This is a genomic window from Methyloterricola oryzae, from assembly GCF_000934725.1.
Lineage (GTDB): Bacteria > Pseudomonadota > Gammaproteobacteria > Methylococcales > Methylococcaceae > Methyloterricola > Methyloterricola oryzae.
Map to the genome: position 1 here is coordinate 17,377 of NZ_JYNS01000006.1, position 22,831 is coordinate 40,207.

Annotated in this window: 26 protein-coding genes; 17 read left to right on the forward strand and 9 right to left on the reverse strand. The window is 63.7% G+C overall.

The window, feature by feature from the left end; genetic code table 11:
* Positions 1 to 178: 178 nt before the first annotated feature.
* From EK23_RS09725 to EK23_RS09740, 4 genes are all read right to left on the reverse strand, one after another.
* Positions 179 to 1,321 carry an ATP-grasp domain-containing protein gene (locus tag EK23_RS09725; RefSeq protein WP_052808086.1) on the reverse strand — a complete coding sequence of 381 codons (1,143 nt, stop codon included), beginning with the start codon at positions 1,319 to 1,321 and terminating at the stop codon, positions 179 to 181.
* 17 nt (positions 1,322 to 1,338) lie between these two features.
* A complete protein-coding gene (locus EK23_RS09730) occupies positions 1,339 to 2,370 on the reverse strand; it encodes a beta-ribofuranosylaminobenzene 5'-phosphate synthase family protein (protein WP_082054085.1) in 1,032 nt (343 codons plus the stop codon).
* A gap of 155 nt (positions 2,371 to 2,525) precedes the next feature.
* A complete protein-coding gene (locus EK23_RS09735) occupies positions 2,526 to 4,979 on the reverse strand; it encodes an nSTAND1 domain-containing NTPase (protein WP_045225177.1) in 2,454 nt (817 codons plus the stop codon).
* Between the two features lie 3 nt (positions 4,980 to 4,982).
* The gene (locus tag EK23_RS09740) at positions 4,983 to 6,461 is read right to left on the reverse strand and encodes a TIR domain-containing protein (RefSeq protein ID WP_045225178.1); all 1,479 of its coding nucleotides are present in this window, start codon (positions 6,459 to 6,461) and stop codon (positions 4,983 to 4,985) included.
* A 327-nt stretch (positions 6,462 to 6,788) separates the two neighbouring features.
* On the opposite strand from EK23_RS09740, the gene EK23_RS09745 reads away from it, so the two are divergent.
* The 4 genes from EK23_RS09745 to EK23_RS09760 all read left to right on the forward strand — a co-directional run bounded on the left by EK23_RS09745 (position 6,789) and on the right by EK23_RS09760 (position 11,671).
* Positions 6,789 to 8,060 (forward strand): formylmethanofuran dehydrogenase subunit B, encoded by a 1,272-nt coding sequence (locus tag EK23_RS09745; RefSeq protein ID WP_045225179.1) that lies wholly within the window; start codon positions 6,789 to 6,791, stop codon positions 8,058 to 8,060.
* A 96-nt stretch (positions 8,061 to 8,156) separates the two neighbouring features.
* Positions 8,157 to 9,818: a formylmethanofuran dehydrogenase subunit A gene (locus EK23_RS09750; RefSeq protein ID WP_045225180.1), complete on the forward strand. Its 1,662-nt coding sequence runs from the start codon at positions 8,157 to 8,159 to the stop codon at positions 9,816 to 9,818.
* Between the two features lie 124 nt (positions 9,819 to 9,942).
* Complete coding sequence (fhcD, locus tag EK23_RS09755; protein ID WP_045225181.1) at positions 9,943 to 10,839, forward strand: formylmethanofuran--tetrahydromethanopterin N-formyltransferase; 897 nt, start codon at positions 9,943 to 9,945, stop codon at positions 10,837 to 10,839.
* A 16-nt stretch (positions 10,840 to 10,855) separates the two neighbouring features.
* Complete coding sequence (locus tag EK23_RS09760) at positions 10,856 to 11,671, forward strand: formylmethanofuran dehydrogenase subunit C (protein ID WP_045225182.1); 816 nt, start codon at positions 10,856 to 10,858, stop codon at positions 11,669 to 11,671.
* 15 nt (positions 11,672 to 11,686) lie between these two features.
* Here EK23_RS09760 and EK23_RS09765 read toward each other — a convergent pair whose 3' ends face one another.
* The 5 genes from EK23_RS09765 to EK23_RS09785 all read right to left on the reverse strand — a co-directional run bounded on the left by EK23_RS09765 (position 11,687) and on the right by EK23_RS09785 (position 14,342).
* Entirely contained in the window at positions 11,687 to 11,866 is a 180-nt protein-coding gene (locus EK23_RS09765; protein ID WP_045225183.1) for a hypothetical protein, read from the reverse strand.
* Positions 11,867 to 12,142: 276 nt separating this feature from the next.
* Positions 12,143 to 12,475, reverse strand: a complete 333-nt coding sequence (locus EK23_RS09770; protein ID WP_235281983.1) for a hypothetical protein — start codon at positions 12,473 to 12,475, stop codon at positions 12,143 to 12,145.
* Positions 12,476 to 12,545: 70 nt separating this feature from the next.
* Positions 12,546 to 13,220, reverse strand: a complete 675-nt coding sequence (locus EK23_RS09775; protein WP_045225185.1) for an HAD family hydrolase — start codon at positions 13,218 to 13,220, stop codon at positions 12,546 to 12,548.
* A gap of 10 nt (positions 13,221 to 13,230) precedes the next feature.
* Positions 13,231 to 13,518, reverse strand: a complete 288-nt coding sequence (locus EK23_RS09780) for a hypothetical protein (protein ID WP_045225186.1) — start codon at positions 13,516 to 13,518, stop codon at positions 13,231 to 13,233.
* A 155-nt stretch (positions 13,519 to 13,673) separates the two neighbouring features.
* Complete coding sequence (locus EK23_RS09785) at positions 13,674 to 14,342, reverse strand: Crp/Fnr family transcriptional regulator (RefSeq protein WP_045225187.1); 669 nt, start codon at positions 14,340 to 14,342, stop codon at positions 13,674 to 13,676.
* 578 nt (positions 14,343 to 14,920) lie between these two features.
* Here EK23_RS09785 and nifB point away from each other — a divergent pair.
* The 13 genes from nifB (at position 14,921) to EK23_RS09850 (ending at position 22,819) form a co-directional block, all read left to right on the forward strand.
* Positions 14,921 to 16,486, forward strand: a complete 1,566-nt coding sequence (gene nifB, locus EK23_RS09790) for a nitrogenase cofactor biosynthesis protein NifB (RefSeq protein WP_082054088.1) — start codon at positions 14,921 to 14,923, stop codon at positions 16,484 to 16,486.
* A gap of 70 nt (positions 16,487 to 16,556) precedes the next feature.
* Positions 16,557 to 16,781 carry a 4Fe-4S binding protein gene (locus tag EK23_RS09795; protein WP_045225188.1) on the forward strand — a complete coding sequence of 75 codons (225 nt, stop codon included), beginning with the start codon at positions 16,557 to 16,559 and terminating at the stop codon, positions 16,779 to 16,781.
* A 9-nt stretch (positions 16,782 to 16,790) separates the two neighbouring features.
* On the forward strand, positions 16,791 to 17,168 hold the full coding sequence (locus EK23_RS09800) for a HesB/IscA family protein (RefSeq protein WP_045225189.1): 378 nt from the start codon (positions 16,791 to 16,793) through the stop codon (positions 17,166 to 17,168).
* 13 nt (positions 17,169 to 17,181) lie between these two features.
* Positions 17,182 to 17,739, forward strand: a complete 558-nt coding sequence (locus EK23_RS09805; protein WP_045225190.1) for a hypothetical protein — start codon at positions 17,182 to 17,184, stop codon at positions 17,737 to 17,739.
* Complete coding sequence (locus EK23_RS09810; protein ID WP_045225191.1) at positions 17,720 to 18,508, forward strand: 4Fe4S-binding leucine-rich repeat protein; 789 nt, start codon at positions 17,720 to 17,722, stop codon at positions 18,506 to 18,508. Before EK23_RS09805 ends, EK23_RS09810 begins: the two co-directional genes overlap by 20 nt.
* Before the next feature lie 20 nt (positions 18,509 to 18,528).
* Positions 18,529 to 18,849, forward strand: coding sequence for a nitrogen fixation protein NifZ (locus tag EK23_RS09815; protein ID WP_045225192.1), 321 nt, complete (start codon positions 18,529 to 18,531; stop codon positions 18,847 to 18,849).
* Positions 18,846 to 19,115, forward strand: coding sequence for a nitrogen fixation protein NifZ (locus EK23_RS09820; protein WP_045225193.1), 270 nt, complete (start codon positions 18,846 to 18,848; stop codon positions 19,113 to 19,115). Before EK23_RS09815 ends, EK23_RS09820 begins: the two co-directional genes overlap by 4 nt.
* A 34-nt stretch (positions 19,116 to 19,149) precedes the next feature.
* A complete protein-coding gene (locus EK23_RS09825; protein ID WP_235281984.1) occupies positions 19,150 to 19,545 on the forward strand; it encodes a DUF3024 domain-containing protein in 396 nt (131 codons plus the stop codon).
* Entirely contained in the window at positions 19,542 to 20,690 is a 1,149-nt protein-coding gene (locus EK23_RS09830) for a cysteine desulfurase family protein (protein ID WP_045225194.1), read from the forward strand. Before EK23_RS09825 ends, EK23_RS09830 begins: the two co-directional genes overlap by 4 nt.
* 49 nt (positions 20,691 to 20,739) lie before the next feature.
* Positions 20,740 to 20,952: a putative nitrogen fixation protein NifT gene (gene nifT / locus EK23_RS09835; RefSeq protein WP_045225195.1), complete on the forward strand. Its 213-nt coding sequence runs from the start codon at positions 20,740 to 20,742 to the stop codon at positions 20,950 to 20,952.
* Positions 20,942 to 21,238 carry a DUF6129 family protein gene (locus EK23_RS09840; protein ID WP_235281985.1) on the forward strand — a complete coding sequence of 99 codons (297 nt, stop codon included), beginning with the start codon at positions 20,942 to 20,944 and terminating at the stop codon, positions 21,236 to 21,238. Before nifT ends, EK23_RS09840 begins: the two co-directional genes overlap by 11 nt.
* Before the next feature lie 81 nt (positions 21,239 to 21,319).
* Positions 21,320 to 22,474, forward strand: coding sequence for a DegT/DnrJ/EryC1/StrS family aminotransferase (locus EK23_RS09845; protein WP_045225197.1), 1,155 nt, complete (start codon positions 21,320 to 21,322; stop codon positions 22,472 to 22,474).
* Between the two features lie 9 nt (positions 22,475 to 22,483).
* The gene (locus tag EK23_RS09850) at positions 22,484 to 22,819 is read left to right on the forward strand and encodes a 2Fe-2S iron-sulfur cluster-binding protein (RefSeq protein WP_045225198.1); all 336 of its coding nucleotides are present in this window, start codon (positions 22,484 to 22,486) and stop codon (positions 22,817 to 22,819) included.
* The last annotated feature ends 12 nt before the right edge of the window (positions 22,820 to 22,831 follow it).

Below are 22,831 nucleotides of genomic sequence, written 5' to 3' on the forward strand. Positions count from 1 at the left end.
CCGTTCGTGGTGAATGCTGACTCTTAAAGGGGCGCCCTTCGGCACGTGTTCGATCTGGCGGGCATCACTCGGACTTGCGCCGGTATTTTCGGCGCAAAAGCGTACACGCTCCCCCGCCCCGCTGCAACCGAAGCGCCGTTTCCCGTCCGTCGCGCTCGCCAACGCGCGCATTTAAGGGTCACAGGGCTGATTCCAGGCTACGGGACCACGGCAATTCCACCCTATGCAGCACCCGCGCCGCCCGCTCGGCCAGCAAGTGTTCAACCGTCTCAAAATTCGAACCGGAGGCAGTCACCGTGCAAATCGGCTCTCCAAGCTCGATGACCGACGCAGCGCACGGGCGGTCGGCGCACCAGGGCGGCCAGGCCAGATCCTCCGCAAGCGCCAGAGGTTTGTCGGCGAACACGACGCGAAAGCCGCGCACCGGACCGGATACAGGATAATGCGCTACCGGTTCGCCGCGGCAGGCCGCCCTATGCGCGGACAGCCACCCGCCTGGCCGCTCCGCATCAAACAGTTGCACGGTGGCCGTGGGCCTGGGGTTGAGCTCCAACACCCGTACCTCGCCGCCCTCCAGCATGAAATCGATGCCATTGAGCCCCACCAAACCAAGCCCCTTGGCAAGACGGTCCGCATAGTCGGCGATGACCTCACGCTGCCGCCTCGTCAGTTCCGCACGGTTGATGGCGCCGGCGAACACGAAAGGCGCCTCCGGATTTCCCGAATCGGTAAAGAGGCTGTTGAAACCGATGAGGGCAACCGACTGGCCATCCGCCAGGAACAGGACCGAAAAGACCCTGCCAGTCAGCCGGCGCTGAAAATAAGCGCCTGGGGGAACCGACCCGCCGCCGGAAGCACAGGGGCGAACGCCAAAACCGCCCTCGCTCGCCGCTTCCTTGAGCAGCCAGGAGCCGGTGTCTACGGGAGGTGAAAACACGACGTCCGGATGCCGGATGCCCAACCGGTCCAGCATCGCGAAGAAGGGGGCCGGATCATGAACGAGCCGCACCGTGTCGGGGCCATTACCCAGCAGCCTGTTGCCTCGCACCAGCCGCCGCAGCAGTTCCGGGCGGGTGTCGACGCCGCCGCCATAGACCAGCTCCGCGCCGGTCCAGGCCCGGGCGGCGGCCAGCAGGGCGTCCTCGTCAAATCCCCGATCACGGGATGGCAGCGCCACACAATGAGCGGAGGCGGCACGGGTATCCGCATCCCCGAACAGGTCCAGGCTGACCGGCCGCAAGCCACCCCGCGCGGCGGATTCGGCCATCACCCTGGCGGAGAGCGCAACCAGCAGGAGCGGGCGATGGCCTTTAGCAACCAAGGGCGCAGGACCTGCGCTCAGGCAGCCCCCGACGCCACCCGTGTGCGCGGCTCCGCCGATTCGGAGCGACCGGACGAATCGGCCCCCTGAATCTGGACCTCGGCTCCGCAATTGCGCGCGCTTGCCAGCACGAAATCCAAACCTTGAAAGCGCTGTGCGGCACCGGCCTGGAGCTTGGCCGCCAAGTCCGCGCTGTCCAGCAGACAGAACCCGGTGGGGCCCCAGGAACTCTGGCCCAGACCCACCGCGCCTTCCGCGCCCAGCCAATCCAGCGCCGCGCCCACCTCGGGGCTGGTGAAGCGCCCGCCTTGGGCCGGGGCGAAATGATCCCCCACCGCCTGCTGCAGTTCCGTGATGACCGCACCGAAATTGACGATATCGCCCTCGGCCAGGGCCGGCAGCGCCTGCATCAACAATCGGTGACAGAGCCGCGCCGCCAGGGCCTGCGGGAACGGGGGCAGGGACTCGAACGCCGACACCTCCGGCTTGCCGTGCAGCCCCTGGCCGCGCTGGTCGAAAATCAGAATGAAACGCCAGGACTGCGGCATCGCCAGCCGCGAGATCACCGGCGGCGTCACGGTGTGGGGGCCACGGCCGCCGTCCAGAATCAGACCGCCCTGCTCGAACACGGCGATGCCGATCCCGGAGCGGGCCCCGCGCTCGATGGCCTGAGCGGCATCGCGGGCGCTCAATTCCACGCCATGCAGGCGGGCCATGCCCACCGCCACCGCCAGAGCCATCTGGGTGCCGGAGCCCAAGCCCACGTGCTCGGGTATGGCCTCGTGTATCGTGATGGCCCCAGCGCAGGGAATCCGCAAGTGCGCGCAGACCGCCCGGGCGGCCCTGAGGGCCCGCGCCGCGCCCGGCCCCTCGGCTTCCAGGCTATCCGAGGGATGTAGGCTCAGGCGCGTCGCGATCTCGTTGACGCCCACGCCGATGCTGCCGAAGCGCCGCCCCAGGGCCCCGCCCAGATCGATGAAGCCCATGTGCAGGCGCGCCGGGGCGACGATCTGGATCTCGGGAGCGGGATTGATGGAGGCTCCGGGCATGTTTCCTGGGTTTCGGACGTGATGGAAGGCGATGGGCGTGCATTGTACCAAAAGGCCCAGGGCGACGCTGTCGGCCTGCCGGATCGCGCCGGGACGGACGGAAAAAAGTCGGTGTGGCCCGCAGGGCCGCGCGCAAAGGTTAATATAACAAAGGTTTAGAGCGTCTTGGCGAGCCGAAAACCGATCCAGTTGAACCGGTAGTCCGGGGGCCTGGCGCTACGGGTCGCGGACCGAACATTGCCAGGTACGTCTTCCCACGAACCGCCCCGCATCACGCGCTGGCCACTTTCGCAGCCGGCTTCTTCCCAAGCGCTGCCGTCGACGGGCGCGCCCTCGTAGCTTTCATGCGCGCAGTCTCGCACCCACTCTTGCACATTGCCGCTGGTATTCTGAAGCCCCCAGGGGTTCAGCGGAATGGCCGGATCGCCCGCTTCGGCGCTCTCTTTTCCCTCTTTCCTGCCTTCGAACTCAGCAGTACAGTCCCTGCACACGGCCTTGCTCAAATTCGTCCCGTCACCCCACCAATAACTGGTAGTGGTGCCGGCGCGGGCGGCATATTCCCATTCCGCCTCGCTGGGCAGACGATAGGCCTTGCCGGTCCGCCGACTCAACCACTGGGCGTAGCAGATCGCATCGTCCCAGGAGACGCCGATTGCCGGCCGTTTCCCTCGCCCCCAGCCGGAATCCTGATCACCGGGTGTCTCGATCTTATGCCGGTCAGCGCAGCCGCCATCGCCTTCGATGAGATAGGCGAACACCTGGTACTCATCGAAGGTGACTTCGTACCGCCCCATCTCGAAGGGCTTGGCAAAGGTGACGGGATGCTGGGGATACTCCGTATCAAACGATAGTAGATCGATTTTCTCGGACCCCATGAGAAAGCTCCGCTTGGCCGGGTCACGCCAAACGTCCTCGGGCGGAATCTGCACCATCTCCGGCTGCAAGGTGTAGATGCCGGTCTTGCCCAGCAAGGCGTAGACAGCGGCGCGGTAGCTGAACAGATGCTCATCCTTGAATGCCAGAAACTGGATCAGCAGCAAGCCTCCGACCAGCAGAACCATGGCCGAGATGGCGATGCCCTTGGCCCAGCGGGCCTCAGACCGCAAACGCTTCAACTCGGACTGCCGCAGCTCCTGCTGCAGGCGCTCGCGCTCTTCCGCTTCCTCCGTGAGGCGCTGACGGCTGGCGTCGATGTAGGCGCTGATCATGCGCCAGTCCTCGGAGCTGACATAACGCAGCGCCCAGCGCTTGGCGTCGCCACAGCGAAGCAAGCGTTCCTGCCAGCGCTCTGCCCGTTCGCAGTCATTGTTGTCCAGCCAGCCGCCCCCCGACTGCTGCCGCATGGCCCGTTGCCGCCATTCCCGCAACTCCTGGGCGTCGGCCTCGTCTTCGGTCAGCCAGTCCTGCAGCCGCCGCCATTGGCGGATCAGGGCCTCGTGGCTGAAGTCCACCACATGGGCCGCTTCAAGCGCCTGCTCGGGCGCTGGCAGCAGAAAGCCCGCGCCGGGCGAGCGGAAGGCTTCGACCACCGACAGCGCCATTGCGTCCTGCCCTTCGCCCGTCAGGGCAGCCAGTTCGGCGAGATTTTGCGGGCGGCGCACGTCGGTGTTGCCTTGGCGTTCCACCAGGGCTGGAAAAATCCGCCGCGCCGCCATCTGCGCTTCCGGCGCAAAAGCCAGATACAGTTCCTCGGCATGGCGGTCGATGGCGTAAGCCAGATCCGGCGCACCGGGCTCGTCCTCCGGCGCACTGCACACGGCTTCGAAATCTTCGGCCTCGATGCGGCTGCGGCCCTGTTCCTGCGCACGGTTCCACATGCGCAGCAAGGCATGCTGCAGCACCGGCAACTCGTCCTCGCCCTTCAAACCATTGACCAAACGGGTGACCAGCACCGGATCGATGCTGCCGCCCACCAGCCCCAGGGGCGAGGCGATCACCGACTTGAGCTGTTCCGGACTCAGGCGCGGGGTGAGGTAGAGCCCCCCATTGATGGCCTCGGGCAGGCCGAAGAAGGCCACGCAGGAACCCAAAAAATCCGAGCGCATGGTGATGACCACGTAGATGGGCACATCTTCCCTGGCCGAGCGCAGCAGCAGTTGAATGAAGCGGTCGGCCTCGTCCGGATTCTGCTGGCGGTAGCGGAAGATTTCCTCGAACTGGTCCACCACCAGCAGCAAGGCTTCTTCGCCAAATGTCTCGGCCTTGGCGCGGCGCAGTTCCGACAGGGCCAAGGGACTCACCCCCAGGCTTGCCCGAAGGGCCGACACCGCCATCTCGCGGTGCTCGCCATCCAGCCAGCGGGAATCCTCCGCCAGCCCCCGTGCCAGGTTCGCCAGGGGCGCATCCCCCGGCTTGATGATGCAGACCTGCCATGAATGGCCGGCCTCGGCCAGCGCGCCTCGGTGCAGGGCGGGAATCAGCCCGGCCCGCACCAGTGAGGATTTGCCGGTGCCGGACGCGCCCAGCACCGGGATGAAGCGCTGGCGGCCTTCCAACTTGGCCAGCAGATCGCGAACATGGGCGTCGCGGCCGAAAAACAGCAGGGCCTCTTTCTCCGTATACGGACGAAGCCCCACATAAGGCGAAAGGTTCAGCTTGAGGGCGCGCATGATTTACAGCCCTCGCAGGAAGTCCGCCAGACCTTGCTCGTCCAGCGGCACCACGTCCTCTGAGTCGATGCCGAATTCGCTCTGCACCGTGCCCTGTTCCAGATAGACGCCCCAGCGGGCCACCGGCAGGCTGCCCTCGGCCACCTGGTTGAGGAGGAAGGTCAGCCGGTTGTAGACCGTCAGGAACTTGGCCCGGTCGGCAAACACCGTGATGCCGGCCCGGCAGGGCTTGAGCACCTCTTTGACGTCGATGCCGTTGTTGCCCAGGGGCGCGTTGGGCGGGAGGCTCCGGATATCGCAGTTCTCGCCCTTGATGATGGCCCGGAGCCTATCGTTGAGGCCCGGCTGGCTGGCCAGATCGTCCATGAACACCAGCCGCCGCCGGCTAGGCTCCAGGGCCGGAGCCTGCTTGGCCAGCTTTTCCTCACGTTCACGCTGTTCGCGGGCGGCACGCAGGGTGCCGATCACTTCGGCCTGGAATCCGGCCAGGTGGGTGACCCGCAGGCTCTCGGTGGCGAACAAGGCCGCATGGCCCGGGTCGGCAATCTCACCCATGGCCGGCAGGCGCTCGCACCATTGCATGATGGGTGACTTTGCGGCGAGAGCTCGCTGATATTGGAGTTGAGGCAGAGACGCCTGATAATCGCGCGGCTTGCGGCCCGCCACCGGGGACAAGAGTTGGACGAAACGCTCGCTTTTGGCCAGATCCGCCGTGAAGTTTTGCTCGAATTCCTCGGGGCTCAGGCCGACGTAGTCCCCCTCGGGCAGCACGGCGATGCCCTCCGCCTCCAGAGCTGCCCGCATGGCATTACGCTGGGATTCCAGATCGTCGGTGACATCGGCCAGCAGCACGCTGGACCAGGCGGACTTGTCAGCCTCGGGCCTGACCTCGGCCGGAAGCGGCTGGCTGGCGGGGGCTATCGGGGGTTGGGCACGCAAACTGCGCAGCCGGCTGTCGACCGCCACGCGCAATTTGTTCAACTCGCGCCAATAGTGATCCTTCCCGGCCTCGCCACCGTCCAGCGGGCTGGGATAACCGGCCAAAAACGGCGATGGCGAGTCGGTCGGCTGAAACCAGAACTTGGCGTGGATCAGTTGCCCACGCAGTTGCTGGATGATTTCCGGAACCCTTTCCAGTTCCTCGAAAGGATGGAGTTCCACCACGAAGACGTCCGCCGGGCGCTGGGGATCGTTTGCGTGACTGCGGACGAAATGCTCCAGTTCCTTGCCGCACCAGACTGAATCCACATAGTTCTGGGAAAGCAGCACGACCAGCACCGCGCTGCCTTCGACTTTGGCGACCAGATCACCGGCGAAGGCATCGCCCGGTTGCAGACGGTGATCGATGAAGATGTCCTTGCGCCTGACACCGGGGCCGACGTTGAGATTCTCGGCCAGCAGGGTCACCCATCCCAACGGCAAGGAGGCGCCACGCGGGATGCCGTTGTCGTCGTGGGCATAACTGATGAACACATCATGCATTTCGGCCTTCCTCCTTCGCCGCAGCCTGGCCCCTTGGATTCTCCACCGGCGAGCCATGCAAGCGCGGCTCGTGCGTTTAATGATGCGCACGCCCTCTGACAGCGTCAAGAATGTTTCCCGGCTAGACCCCACCGGCTCGCTCCCCGAGGCAGACTGCGGCCCGTGAGTTGAAAAAGCGGGCTGAATTCCATATTCTTGCGCGACTATGCGGACCGCTCGATCACTCCTTAAAAAAAGGTCGGGGCGCCGCGCGCTGCCAAGTTTTGCCCTCGAGGCTGATCGGCCAGCGACATTCATCACGGGAACTGCACATTCAGAGGCTAGGGCATGACCGACAGTAGTACCCGGGTCTGGGAAAACGTACCCAGCCCCTTTTGCGGCATCGCGTCGGACGATCTCAAGATCCAGGTCAACGGCAGTCAGATCAAGGTGCTGGAGCACGGCGACGCCGTGACGGTCGCGGGCTTCGAGCAGCCCCTGGGCGATACGCAACCCCGCGTGAACGGCAAGCCGGCCAGCCTGGCCGAAGCGGTCGCCGCCGCCGCGGGGCTGTTGCGCGCCGCCGGCCTGCCCCTGTTCGGCGGCTTCGGCACCGACGTGAATGACACCCGCGCCGCCCTGTCCCTGGCCGACCGCTGCGGCGCGGTGCTGGATCAGGCCCGGGCCGAGGGCGGCCTGCGCAACCTGCTGGTGCTGGCCGACACGGGCTGGATGGCCACGACCCTGGCGGAGGTCAAAAATCGCGTGGACCTGCTGGTGGTGTTCGGCAGCGATATCGAGGCCGACTTCCCCCGCTTCTACGAGCGTTTCATCTGGAACACTGAAACCCTGTTCGGCCAGGACACGAGCAAGCGCGAGATCGTCTACATCGGCCGCGCGCCCAGCGGGAATGCCTCCACCGCGCCCGACGGCCGCAAGGCCCAGGTGCTGGCCTGCGCAAGCGAAGCCCTGCCGGAAGTGGCGGCCGCCCTCAACGCGCTGACGCGCGGCGCTCAACTGCAGGCGGAAAGCGTCGGCGGCATCGCCGTGACCGAACTGTCCTCCCTGGTGGAGCGCATGCGCCAGGCCCATTACAGCGTCCTCACCTGGGCCGCGGGACACCTCGCATTCCCCCATGCCGACCTGACCGTGCAGCAGCTTTGCCAGGCGGTGGTTAGCCTCAACCAGACCACCCGCGCAGCCGCCCTGCCCCTGGGTGGCCAGGACGGCGATCGCACCGCGAGCCAAGTGTTCGCCTGGCAGACCGGCTATCCCACCCGCGTGAGCTATGCCCGCGGTTATCCGGAATACGATCCCTACCACAACGGAACAACCCGGCTCCTGGCCAGCGGCGAGGCGGATGCGCTCCTGTGGATTTCCACCATCAACGCGCAGCTGACGCCGCCTGACGCCTCCGTGCCCACCGTGGTGGTGGGCCGCTGCGGCATGCGCCTGGACAAAGAGCCGGACGTGTTCATTCCGGTGGGCGCGCCGGGCATCGACCATGCCGGGCACATGTACCGCTGCGACAACGTGGTGAGCCTGCCCCTGCGCAAGCTGCGCGACGCGGGCCTGCCCAGCGGCGCCGAGGTTCTGGCTGCCATCGAGCGCGCCCTTTAAAGCGCAGGCTGTGCTGGCGGCTCCGCCGCCCATCGCCGGTTTGTCGGGTTACGCTGCGCTAACCGGACCTACGACAGATTTAGGAGAGCTTCCACCATGCTGATCAAACTCACAGGCGGCCGAGTCTATGACCCGGCCCACGGCGTCAACGGCGAAACGCGCGACATCTGGGTGCGCGACGGGCGCATCGTGGCGCCGCCGGGAGATGCCAGGCCGGATCAGGAATACGACCTGCGCGGCAAGATCGTCATGGCGGGCGCCATCGACATGCACACCCATATCGGCGGCGGCAAGGTGACCATCGCCCGCAACCTGCTGCCCGAGGACCACCGCGGCGACCCGGTGGAGCGCCACGGCCTGATGCGCGCCGGCTGCGGCCATGCGGTGCCCTCCACCCTCACCACAGGCTACCGCTATGCGGAAATGGGCTACACGGCGGGCTTCGAGCCGGCGGTGCTGCCCATCAACGCCCGCCAGGCGCACATGGAGATGGCCGACGTGCCCCTCATGGATGTGGGCGGCTATGTCATGCTGGGCAGCGACGACTACTTCCTGCGCCTGCTGTCTTCCGGCAAGAGCCAGGAGGAAATCAACAACTACGTGGCTTGGACCATCCATTCGTCCCAGTGCATCGGCGTCAAGGTGGTGAACCCGGGCGGCATCAGCGCCTTCAAGTTCAACCAGCGCAGCCTGGACCTGGACGAGCAGCACCAGTATTACGGCGTCAGCCCGCGCAAGGTGCTGCAGACTTTGGCCCGCGCCGTCCATGAGCTAGGCGTGCCGCACCCGCTGCACGTGCACGGCTGCAACCTGGGGGTGCCCGGCAATGTGGAAACCACGCTCAACACCATGAGCGGAATCGAGGGGCTGCCCATGCACCTCACCCACATCCAGTTCCACAGCTACGGCACCGAGGGCGACCGCAAGTTCTCCTCGGGCGCCGCGCGCATCGCCGAGGCCTTCAACAAGACCAAGAACATCACCATGGACGTGGGGCAGATCCTGTTCGGGGCGACGGTCACCGCCTCCGGCGACTCCCAGCGCCAGCACGCCAACGCCGGACACGCCCACAACGGCAAATGGGTGTGCATGGACATTGAGTGCGACGCCGGCTGCGGCGTGGTGCCCTTCAAGTACAAGGACAAGAATTTCGTCAACGCCCTGCAGTGGGCCATCGGCCTGGAACTGTTCCTGCTGGCTGAAGACCCCTGGCGCATCTTCCTGACCACCGACCATCCCAACGGCGCGCCTTTCACCACCTATCCGCATCTGATCAAGTTGCTGATGAACAAGAGCTTCCGCAACGACATGCTGGCGTCCATCAACCCGGACGCGGCGGCCCTGAGCACCCTGGGCGCCATCGACCGCGAGTACAGTCTCTACGAAATCGCCATCATGACCCGCGCCGGCGCGGCCAAGCTGCTGGGCCTGAGCGACCGCGGCCACCTGGGCGTCGGCGCCGGAGCGGACATCACCGTCTACAGCGAGCAGGAAGACGTGGAGAAGATGTTCGAGAAGCCCGACTACGTGTTCAAGGACGGCGAACTGGTGGTCAAGCACGGCGAAGTGGTGAAAATCGTCTGGGGCAATGTGCACACGGTGAAGCCCGAGTTCGACCGGTCCGGCGTGGAAAAGGATCTGAAGGACTATTACGACCGCTACCTGACCATGAAGCTGGACAACTTCATCATCCGCGACGAGGAGATCGAGGGCGACGGGCGCAGCAAGATCCTTGTGCATCCCTGCGGCCGGGCCTGAGCAGGCGGGGTGGAGCAATGAATTGGCAATATGAATGCACCGGCCAGATCCAGACGTCCCGGATATTTCCAAGCGTTGGACGAATCGAGTCGGAATACCCGCACTAGCGCCCTCGGAGCACTGCATGATCATCAACGGCGTACACATCGACCCGACCTTCGCCGAGGCTTTCCCCATGAAAGCCACGCGGGTCATCATCACCGCCCAGAACTTGAAGTGGGCCTACCATTCCGCCAACGCCTTCACCGGCTTCGCCACCTCGGTCATCGCCTGCGGCTGCGAGGCAGGCATCGAGCGGGAACTGGACCCTTCAGAAACCCCGGATGGCCGGCCCGGCGTCTCCGCCATGATCTTCGCCATGGGCGGCAAGGGCCTGGCCAAGCAACTGGAAACCCGGGCCGGCCAGTGCGTGCTCACCTCCCCCACCTCGGCCCTGTTCGCCGGCATCGAGGGTGGCGACCGCATAGCCCTGGGCAAGAACCTCCGCTACTTCGGCGACGGCTTCCAGATTTCCAAGCGCATCCGCGGCAAGCGCTATTGGCGCGTCCCGGTGATGGACGGCGAGTTTCTCACCGAGGAAACCACCGGCATGATTCCGGCGGTGGGCGGCGGCAACTTCCTGATCCTGGCGGAGTCCCAGCCGCAAGCCCTGGCGGCCTGCGAGGCGGCGATCGAGGCGATGAAAAAGGTGCCCAACGTCATCATGCCCTTCCCCGGCGGGGTCGTGCGCTCCGGCTCCAAGGTGGGCTCCAAGTACAAATCCCTCAATGCCTCCACCAACGACGCCTTCTGCCCGACCCTGAAGGGCCAGACCAAGAGCGAACTCTCCCCTGAAATCGAATCGGTGATGGAGATCGTGATCGACGGCCTGAGCGACGAGGACATCAAGAAGTCCATGCGCGTCGGCATCCAGGCCGCCTGTGAACTGGGCGCGGCCAACGGCATCCGCCGCATCAGCGCCGGCAACTATGGCGGAAAACTGGGCCCCTTCCTGTTCCACCTCCAGGACATCATGGCTTAAGCGGGAATCCAAGCATATGAGCGCACTGACCTTTACCCTCAAGATCGAACTGAAGCAGCGCCTGGACTGCTCCCCCCTGACACCCGGCGCTCTGGCGGGCAAAGGCGCCGCGGAGATTGCCGGGATCGAGCTGCAATGCGGAAACCGCAAGCTGCGCGCCGACGCCGTGTTCGACATCAGCGGCAGCGACAGCGACGCCATCGTCGTCAGCAAGGCCAGCGCCAAGCTGGACTACATCGGCAAGGGCATGGAGTCCGGCAGCATCACCGTGGAAGGCGATGCCGGCTCCTATCTCGGGTTGCTGATGAAGAACGGCGTGATCCATGTCAGCGGCAATGTGGATGCCTACGCCGCCTGTGAAATGAAAAACGGCGAAATCTGCATCGAAGGCAATGCCGGCGACTACCTGGGCGCTGCCCTCCCGGGCGACAAAAAAGGCATGCAGGGTGGGGTGGTCATCGTCAAGGGCGACGCCGCCGACCGCGTCGGCGATCACATGCGCCGCGGCGCGATTCTCATCGAGGGCAACGCTGGCGCGTACCTGGGCGCACGCATGACCGCAGGCACCATCGCCGTCATGGGCAGCGTAGGGGCCTTTCCCGGCTACGCCATGAAGCGCGGCACCCTGCTGCTGCTGAAGTCACCAGGCCAACTCCCCGCCACCTTCAACGACTGCGGCACCCACACCCTGGGATTCCTGCCGTTGTTGCTGAAAGGCTTTCAGGGCTACCCGACCCGCTTTGGCGACCTGGCGGACCAGGTCAAGCGGGTGCGGCGTTATGCCGGCGATCTGTCGGGATTAGGCAAGGGCGAGATTCTGGTCGTCGCCTGAACCACAAATCGGCTGTCACATCCAGACGAACAACTGACTGCCGCAGACTTCCACTTCTCGGTCGGAGATGGTCTGGATCTTTGACGCGCAGGCGTGGGCCTGCTCGGAATCGCTGAAGAAGCCCGTGATGAGGCCCGCGGTTTCGTAGATGTAACCGTTGAAGGAATGAATCAGGGTGACAATGTTGGTATTCATGGCATAGTCCTCCAGAAGCTGGCGGAGCTTAGAGACGGCCCTGTCAAAATTCAGTCGCCGCTTCGCTTCCTTATTAGGTTCCAAGCAAGGCGCATGCCGTGTTGCAAATATGCAAGACAATGTTGCGTCGTTACAAAAATAAAAGCACGGTTTTTGGAAAATAGCAAGCCCCCGCAAAAAGGAAATCTCACCAATTCATCGAGGAAGGGGGGTATCGTCACAGTTGGCACACCTCACCGGCGGCCGAGAAATAATCGCTAACTCGAAAGTAAGGCCTTAGAAATCGCGCTCATACGGCCTTTGACCGCGCTTAAGCATGATCATGGAGCGGAACAAGGAAGCCGCCAACGCACCGACCAGCACGGAAGAAATATCCATGGCCAGCCCCAGCCACAGATTGTGATTCTGAAACCGGATTCCAAGCGCGGGCTGCAGCACGCCGTACATCCAGGCTAGAAACCCGGCATAGTAGACGATCACCCCGCCCACCACCCATTGCAGGGCCGGAAGGCTCACCCGCTCCGCTGTCTTGTAGAACCACACCGCAATGGCCGCAATGGCGATGGCACCGATCATTTCCGCCTCTTCCGTCAATTCCGATCGCGTCACTTTATATCAAAGCCAGCCGCGAGAAAAAACGTACGCGGCTCGGGATCGCGACCCTGGACGCGCATCCACCTCAGGCAAGACAGGCAAGCACCTCGCGCAATGACGTGAACACGGCGTGCGCCAGCCGCTCCATATCACTATCCGCCTCCCGCTCACGGACCAGCACAGGGATCGCACCGGCACTGGCCGCCGCCTGCAAGCCCACAGTCGAATCCTCCAGCACCAGGCAACGCTCGGGGCGCAAATCAAGGCTGGCTGCCGCCCGAAGGTAGACATCAGGCTCCGGCTTGCCGGCAGCAACGTCGTCGCGGCAAACCATCACATTGAAACGCCCTGCCAGGCCCGCGTGCGCCAGACAGCGTCGTGCCGCGCTGCTGTCACTGTTGGTGCCCAGGGCATAGGGTATCCGTTGCTCATCCAGCCACGCCAGCAGCTCCTCGGCACCGGGCATGCACGCGATCCCGCAGGCAGCGACATGCTCCCGCCAGATTGCCCCGGCGTCAGCGAAAAAGCGCTCGCGCTGGTAGCTGCTGCCGATCTCCGCCGCCAGACGCGCGTCCACTTGACCGGCATGCAAACCGACGAGCGAGCGGAGAAAGCCCTCGCGGAAATCCACCCCCCACTGCAAACCCGCCTGCTGCCAAGCGTGCAGGTAGCTGGTTTCGCTGTCGATGAGCAGACCATCCAGATCCAGCAGCACGCCCTCGAAAGGGGGTATGCCATTTAGCTTGGCAACCCCCTTCAAGCGAGAAACCTCAGGCAGTTTGGGCGTGCTGCTTGAGGAGCACGGCGCTGCGGAACCAGGCAGCGGCAGCAACACCCAGCAGGGCCCCGGAAATTTCGATCACCACACCGGTAGCCATGGAATGGTTGGTGAAATGAGTGCCCATCAGGGGCTTCAACAGTGCGTAGGTCCAGCCGTAGCGAACCAGATAGAACACGATCAAGGCGCCGATGGCCCATTGAAATGGATTCACCCGAAGTTGGGTGGCAGTGTGATAGAACCATCCGAATACGAACACCGATAAAAGTCCGCCGATCATAATCGCTCTCCACTGGAATGGCATGTTGTCGTTATGCATGGACGCCGCCGCACGAAACTGATTGCGGAGGGTAGTGCATCAGACAGGGAGAAACGGCCGACGTTCCCCAAAAGACGTCGGGGCCGCGATTTGAAAAGCCTGGATGAACCGACGCGTTACCAGGAGGCGGGGAGTTTCCTGAGCAGGCGAATTCGGCGACCTTCCGTGGACAGATATCCTCCGGAAGACAGATCCTTCATGAGCTTGCTGACCATCTCCCGCGACGAACCCACCATGTTCGCCAGGTCTTGATGACTGACCTTATCCTTGATGGCCAGGCCGTCCTCGTCCTCCTCGGCCAGGTCATTGAGTGTGCGCACCAGTCGCCCATAGACATCGGAGAGAGCCAGGCCACGCACATTCTCGGTCAGGATGCGAATCTTCTTGGTGAGACCGCGCATCAAGGCCAACGCCGCCCCATCCGGATGCTTCTTCAGCCAGGAATGAAAGGCTTGACGGGGAATCAGCGCGCACACGCAGGGCTCCACCGTCATGACCGAAGCGGATCGCGGCTGATCGTCCAGGATGGACAGTTCACCGAAATAGGATCCCTCCTTCTGCTCCGACAGGGTCACCATCTTACCATCCTCGTTGCTGAGGTAGACCCGCACCTTGCCGGACAGGATGATGAACAGGGGTCCGGCTTCATCGCCCTCGGTGATGATGACCGCGCTTTTGGGGAAGGTCTTGCGTATGGCACTGGAAGCCAGGTCCGTCAGCACGTCGTCGGGTACGTCCGCAAGAAACGGGATGTTTTTCAGGCCAGCAAGGGTGTCGAGCTGCATGACAATAATCCTTATATCACGGCGGATGAAAGCAACATGGTTGGAACCGCAATGTTCGCTATCGCGGCCCTTTTACCGGCGGGAAGCCTGGCCCGTCACGGGGGCCATTTTCATGAATGCCGCTGGAATGGGCAAGTGAAAATTACGGTTTTCTACTTAGCTTCAGTTACTTCTATATCAGGGAATCGCTGATTTCAGAGTCAACTCCCCAGAAAATACCGAGGCAAGCCTCGATCCGTTTTGATCTGAACCGGCGTACTTGTCTTTCGCCCGGGAAGCCGCCGGGAGTCCTTGTCGCTCAGCCCCAGATGAGATGGCTTATCAATAGCCTACGCTGAACTGATTGTCGACTTTGTCACAAACACCGACACAGAGCGGAAGTTTGTTCCGCTCCATACACGGAGGCAAAGCCGCACGAAATAGGTATGTAATTGAAACGCCAACGGATTAGGCGATGGTATGCGCCTTGCTTTGCCTACAGTGTTGATGAGTAGCCAAGTGCAGGTTCAGTAAGGCTCGCCGGGGGCAGCCCGAAAAACCGCGCGGTGGAATGAACGTACTGATTGTAGGAGCAAGCGATGCAAACTGCGCACAGTGAAACAGAGGCGGCGCCGGTGAACGCCGCCGGGGGAAATGTGGACGAAATCATGCAGAAGGTTGCCGAACACAAGGGTTGCGGCACCTCGGGTGGTTCCGGAAAGGCGAGCTGCGGATCGGGCGCGGGCGAGAACGACCTGCCGCAGGAAATCTGGGACAAGGTAAAGAACCATCCCTGCTACAGCGAGGAAGCCCATCACCACTATGCGCGAATGCACGTGGCGGTGGCTCCGGCCTGCAACATCCAGTGCAACTACTGCAACCGCAAGTACGATTGCGCCAACGAGAGCCGTCCCGGCGTGGTCAGCGAGAAACTGACGCCGGAACAGGCCGCCAAGAAGGTGTTGGCGGTGGCCTCCACCATTCCGCAGATGACCGTGCTGGGCATCGCCGGCCCCGGCGATCCGCTGGCCAATCCGGAAAAGACCTTCAAGACCTTCGAACTGGTTGCCAAGTACGCGCCGGACATCAAGCTCTGCGTATCCACCAACGGCCTGACCCTGCCCGATCACGTGGAGCGCTTGTCCCAGTACAACATCGACCACGTCACCATCACCGTGAACATGGTGGACCCGGAGGTGGGTGCGAAGATCTACCCCTGGATCTACTACAACAAGAAGCGCTACACCGGCGTTGACGCCGCCAAGATCCTCACCGAGCGGCAGATGCGCGGCCTGGAAATGCTCACCGAGCGCGGCATCCTGTCCAAGATCAACTCCGTGATGATCCCTGGCATCAACGACCAGCATCTGGTCGAGGTGAACAAGGCGGTGAAATCCCGCGGCGCCTTCCTGCACAACATCATGCCCCTGATTTCCGCGCCGGAGCACGGCACGGTGTTCGGCCTGACCGGCCAGCGCGGCCCGACCGCGCAGGAGCTGAAGAAATTGCAGGACAGCTGCGAAGGCGAGATGAACATGATGCGCCACTGCCGCCAGTGCCGCGCCGACGCCGTCGGTCTTCTGGGCGAGGACCGCAGCGCCGAGTTCACCACCGAGAAAATCGAGACGATGGAAGTCACCTACGACCTGGAGTCCCGCAAGGCCTACCAGGAAGCGGTGGAGAAGGAGCGCCAGGCCGTCGTGGCCGCGCGTCAGGAAGAACTGGAAACCCTGGCCGGTGCCCATTCCGACATCAAAATGTTGATCGCCGTGGCCACCAAGGGCAGCGGCAAGGTCAACGAGCACTTCGGCCACGCCACCGAGTTCCAGATCTACGAGCTCAGCACCGAGGGCGCCAAGTTCGTCGGCCATCGCCGTGTGGACTTGTACTGCCAGGGCGGTTACGGCGAGGAAGACGCCCTCCAGACCGTCATCCGCGCCATCAACGACTGCCATGCGGTATTCGTGGCCAAGATCGGCGGTTGCCCGAAGAACGACCTGAAGGCGGCGGGCATCGATCCGGTGGACCAGTATGCCAACCAGTTCATCGAGCAGTCGGCCATCGCCTACTTCAAGGAGTATCTGGACAAAGTGACCAGCGGCGAGATCGAGCACGTCGTCAAGGGCGACGCGGAAATCCGCCAGGGCGCGCTGATCGCGGCCTAAACCGGTAACGGGTTCGCCTCCGGTTCGGCACGATGCCCGGGGGCGCGCTCACTCTATAGAGGGTTTGCACATGGCTTTCAAGATTGTCGAAGATAACTGCACGGGCTGCTGTGCCTGCGAACCGGAATGTCCGAATCAAGCCATATCCGAATTGAGCAACGGCCTGTTCACCATCGAGCCGGCCAAATGCACCGAATGTGTAGGCCACCACGACGAACCACAATGCGTCGCGGTCTGCCCCATCGAAGAAACCTGCATCATTGACGACGATTACCCGCGATACGAAGCGGCATAGGGGAACAACATGGATCTGACTATTACACCAAGCGCTGCCAAATTCATCCAACGCATGGTCCGCTTCGGCGGCGCAGGCGAGAGCGCCGGCTTTCGGCTGGTGGTCAGCCCGGGCGGCTGCTCCGGGCTCTCATCGGAATTCAGCGTCGAGGCCGAACCCTTGGCCGGTGACGCCACCGTGACCATCGATGGCATGAAGTTGTTCCTGCCCGCCGAAAGTCGGATGTTGCTGCAAGGCGTGACCATGGACTTCAAGGACACCCCCCTGCAGAGCGGCCTGGTGTTTGTCGATCCCAAGGCGACCGGTTGCGGCACCTGCGGCACCAGCGCACCGCCGCCGGCGGAAGTGGGCATTCCGATCTCCAGCATTCCCATCAAGAGCGCCTGAGCAGGCCTCGTGTATGGCAAACCCGGCAGTGAACTCCATCGACGTCGAATCCGGCTCGGCCTATACGCTGAGTGAGGAAGAGCGCATCGCCGAATGCCTGGGGGCCGGGTTACCCCCGGAAGCCGAGCAACATCTGCGCCTGGCCGGACAGAACTACGCCAATGACCAGGTGGCTCTGGCCCATCTGCAGGCGGCGTGGGATCTCGCGCCAGGGCACGCCGCCGTCTACATCGGCAAATACCGCTTCTATTTCTATAAGAACCGGCTGGCCGACGCGCTGGCCGTGGGAACGGAGTGCCTGGCCAAGGCCGCGCGCGACAATGGCCTGCCCGAGGACTGGCGCCTCGCCAGCCCCGGCTCTGCGGACTTCAGCAGTTTCGGAGCATTGCTGCCGCGGTTTTTCCTTTTCACGCTGAAAGGTTACGCCTATCTCAACCTGCGCCTGGGAAACCTCGAAGAGGGCCGGGCAGCGGTGGAGAAGCTGCTGGAACTGGACCCCACCGACAAGGTGGGTGCCAAGGTATTGCTGGAAGTGATCGAGAGGCAGGCCCGTGGGGAAGACGAGGACTGAGATTGACGAAGCGCGGGACTGGCAGGGCGCACTGCTCGACTGTGCAGCCTGTCCGCACCATTCCCTGCTGGAAGAAGGGCGCTGCCGGCTCGGCCATGCCTGTGCCTACGACCGATATGCGCGGCGCATCGACCGCTTCTTCCGCTGGAACCCGGGATTAGCGAAGGAGTTTCTCGAGCATCCGTACTTCGAGACCCGGGCGGTGGCGGCCAAGCATGTGGAGCCGTTCTTCCTGCCGCGGCTGATCGAAGACCCTGATGAAACGGTGCGGCAAAGCGTAGCCCAGCGCCTTCCGGTGCAGTCGCGCCATTTCAAGGCCCTGCTGCGGGATCCCCATCGCGAGGTCCGTATCCGCGTCGCCGAGCGGGTCGAGGCCGCCGAATTGGCGGTCATGATCCACGACGAAGATTACTTCGTGCGTCAGATCGCCGCGCGGCGTCTACCCCCCGGCATGTTGGTCATGATGATGCACGACCGCGATCCGGAAGTGCGCAAGGTGGTAGCGGCGCGCATCGGCAGCGAGTGGCTGCCTGCCATGGCGGGCGATCGCGAAACCAGGGTGCGCCTGGTAGCCGTGCGCCGCATGAACGCGGCGCAGCTCAAACAACTGATACGGGACCCGGATTGGCAGGTGCGTTACGAGGTCGCCAGCCGCCTGGATCTGGATGATCTCCTGCCGATGCAGGCGGATCCAGATCCGGCGGTGCACGAACTGGTGGCGCAGCGCTTGGCCAGCCGCAACGGGGACGGACTGCCGAAAGCCAGTTAATTCAACCAGAGGTAAAGACGATGGGTGACATCAGCCGCGACAGCGATTCCAACGAACTGAACGACCCGCCCAAGTTCAATTTCGGCGAGAAGGTGAAGTCAAAAAAGGTGGTGCGCAACGACGGTACCTTCAATGGCGCCGAGATTGGCGAAGTGCTGGTGAAGAAAGGCGAGGTCGGCTACGTCAAGAGCATCAACACCTTTTTGCAGCAGTTCTACATCTACGCCGTCGATTTTCCGGACCGGGGCTATGCCGTGGGCATGAAGGGTCGCGAAATCGAATCCCTGGATAATCCGCCGCCGCCGAAGCCGGCCAAGACCGCCGAGGAGGAAACCGCATGATCGAGCCGCGCCAGCCCATTTATCAGTGGGGACAGAAAGTGTGCGTGGAAGCCGACATCCTCAACGACGGCAGCTACCCGGGCCACGAGCCGGAAGCTTTGCTGGTCGCGGCCGGCACCGAGGGCGAGATCGTGCAGGTGGGATATCACGAGGAAGCCAAAATCCCGGTGTACCTGGTGGAATTCCCGGGCGGCTATGTGATCGGCTGTTTCGAGGAAGAGCTGAGCTCGGACCACAAGACCGAGCAGGTCGCGGGTCTGCTTTAGCAGCCTCTTCGGAATTCACGGGCAGCCGCCTTCCATGCACGCCTTGAGCGGACACTACGAACGGGAACACGCCATGAACGGACATCCCGCCCGCACGAACCCCGCCGTGCCCCTGCACCCCAATGAGTTCGACCGGCGCCGCATTGCGCGCGCGCTGGAGAACCGCAAGCGCTACCGCTATGTCACGCCGGAGGTGCAGACCTGGGAGCGCGGCTACCTGATCCGAAGTTCCTGTTGCTCGCGCAATATCGACCCGGAGGGCGGCGTCATCGACATCGCCAAACTGGAGTTCCACAACGAACGGCACTGCTGGTGGCTGTACCACAAGGATCACGAGATCGATCACTGGATCAGGCAGGGAGAATTTCTCAACCTCGCGGACATCCTGGATCTGCTGAACCAAGACCCGGACAGGCGCTTCTGGCAATGAACGAAACCCTGATCTACCTGGACAACAACGCCACCACGGCCGTGGCCCCGGAATGCACCGCGGCGATGACGGAGTGCCTGCAGCGGCACTACGGCAACCCCTCCAGCAAACACAAGGCCGGAGAAGCGGCCAAGGAACAGACCCTGAAAGGGCGCGCCCAGGTGGCCGCCCTCCTGGGAGCCTCCCCTGCGGAAATCGTCTTCACCAGCGGCGGCACCGAGTCCATCCATCAGGCCATACTCGGCGCGCTGGCGCTGTCGCCAGGCAAAAGGCGCATTGTCACCAGCCTGGTGGAGCACCCGGCCACCCTGATGGTGCTGGATCACCTGGAAACCCAGGGCGTGGAGATCGTGCGACTGGGCGTGGACGCCTCGGGCCAGTTGGACCTCGCCGAACTGGACGCCGCCCTGACACCCGAAACGGCGCTACTGACTTTGATGTGGGCCAACAACGAAACCGGCGTCCTGTTTCCCATCGAACAGGCGGCCGTACTGACCGCAGCGAAAGGCATCCTGTTCCACTGCGATGCGGTGCAGGCGGTGGGCAAGCTCCCCATCGACCTGAAACAGATCCCTCTGGATTTCCTGTCCCTGTCCGGACACAAGCTGCATGGCCCCAAGGGCATCGGCGCCCTGTTCGTGCGCAAGGGACGCAAGCTGCCCCCGCTGCTGTTCGGCCACCAGGAGCGCGGACGCCGCGGCAGCACCGAGAACGTGCCTGCCATCGCGGGGCTCGGTGTGGCCGCGGAGCTGGCCGCCGCCCAGTTGGCCGCAGACGGCCCACGCATCGCGGCGCTGCGCGAGCGCCTGGAGCAGGGCCTTTTGGGTGCCCTGCCCGAGGCGTCCATCACCGGAGTGGAGGCGCCACGTGTTTCCGGCACCACCAGCCTGAACCTGGGCGGCCTGGAAGCGGAAATCGTGCTGGACAAACTGGATCGCGCCGGCATCTGCGCCTCCGCGGGCGCCGCCTGCAGCGCCACCGGCACCGAACCCTCCCATGTGCTGATCGCCATGGGGCTTTCGCCGGAAGCGGCGCTTTCCACCATCCGCTTTTCCCTGAGCCGCTATACCACGCAGGCGGAGATCGACCGCGTGCTGGAACTGCTGCCGGCCCTCGTGCGCTCAGCACTGGCGGAGGCCGCCTAAAACCTGAACCCGAATTCGAACCGATTTATTCAACCAGCCTGGAGAACCTATGAAGGTCATGATACGCAGAGATGCCGCCGGAGTCCTTTCCGCCTATGTACCGAAAAAAGACCTGGAGGAACCCATCGTCTCCCAGGAAAAACCGGATCTTTGGGGCGGAACGGTGACCCTGGCCAACGGCTGGCAACTCTCCCTGCCGGAAATGGCCGAAGGCACGACCCTGCCGATTACCGTCGACGCCCGCAAGCTGAGTGAAGACTGAGATTATGGCGATTCCCAGCCAGGCTATGAGTCATCTCGGCGCGCTGCTGGAAGCGGCCGGGCCCAGTCCTGCGGAAAAAATGGCCGCGCTGCGTGCGGCCCTGCCCGGCATCTCCGTGACCTGCTGTGACTTCAGCGACATCGACACGGAAGCGCCGGTACTGGAAACGCCCCGATTCAACCTGTACCTCATCGATACCCGGGAACACTGCGTGAAGATCACGACCCAACCGGAGACGGCGACCGGCGTGATCCTGGCCGAGAAGCCGCCGTTGGCGAGAGGCTGAACCCATGCAACAGTCTTCACCGAGCACGCGCCTTCCTACATTTAAAAGCTGCATCCTGAGCCTTGCCGCGGGAGCCCACACATGAGTTCACAGCCCAGCATCCTGCTTTCCGACCCGGACATCAGCATGGCCGAACTGGAAGCGGTGGAAGAAGTCCTGAAGTCTCCGCGGCTTTCCGCCGGCCCCATGGTCGAGGCCTTCGAAGACGCCTTCGCCGAATACCTGGGCCGCAAGCACGCCGTCGCCGTCTCCAGCGCCACCCTGGGGCTGGTCATGGCGCTCCGCGCGGCGGGCATCGGTCCGGGCGACGAAGTCATCGCGCCGCCCTTTGGCTTTCGCGAAACCCTGCACGGCATCAGCCTGGCCGGCGCCATGCCGGTGTTCGCGGACATCGACTACTGGTCCTGCACCCTGGCGCCGGAAAAGGCCGCCGCCGGCATCACCGACAAGACCAGGGCCATCGTCGCCAGCAACGTCAACGGCCATCCGGCCATGTGGGGACCTTTGCGGGAACTGGCCAGCAAGCATGGACTGATGCTGATCGAGGATTCCAGCGAGGCCATCGGCTCCCGTTACCAGGGCAACTTGGTGGGGACATTCGGCGACTGTTCCATCTTCGACCTGACCCAGCCTGGAGCCCTGACCGCCGGAGAAGGCGGCATGGTGGTTACCGACGACGAAGACCTGGCGATCAAGCTGCGCGCGGTGCGCGGGCGGCGCCCGGAAGAACGCCAATCAGTGGTGCTGGGTGAACGCCCCCCTTACCGCGCGGAAATGAGCGAGCTGAATGCGGCCTTGGGCCTCACCCAGCTGCGGCGTCTGGACGACATTCTGGATCGCCGCAAGGGCATCGAGGACTACTACGACAGCCACATGCAGTCCTTCGAAGGCATCAAACCGGCCTACATGGCGCCCGAAGTGGATGAGATCCACTGGATGGTCTACCTGGTGCACTTGGGCACCCGCTTCACCCGCTCCAGCCGCGACTCCATCCTGCAGGACCTGGCCACGGAACAGATCGAGGCGGTTGCCTTCTCGTTCCCGCTGCACCGGCAGACCCACTACAGCGCCATGGGTTACCGCAAGGGGGATTTCTTCGTCACGGAAAAGCTGGCGGATCGCGCCGTCGCGCTGCCCTTCCACGGCCACCTTAGCGAAGATCAGATCGGTTTCATCGTCAAGACTGCGAAGGACTCCTCCATCAACGTGGGGGCGGGTGCCGCGATCTATCTCTGAGCGCGCACGATGTCGGGATTCCTGCGTACAGGCCTCAGGCGCGGCGGCTTGATCGCGGTCACGGTGCTGCCCCTGGGCCGGACGGTGGAATTGGCGAGCGGCAAGCGATTGCTCGACGCCCTGCTGCTGGCAAGCGGCGTGACCGAGACGGAGGACTGCAGCGGCCCGGCCCGCTGCCGGATCTGTCACGTGCTGGTCGTCCGGGGCGCGAGGGGCTTGTCCAAGGTCCGCAAGGACGAGCGGGACTGGCTGGACCAAATCGCCGGGGCAGAGCCTGAGTCCAGGCTGTCCTGTAAAGCGGTACTGGGAAATCACGAAGTAACCATCCAATTGATCAACCACTAACCAGAGGAGCTT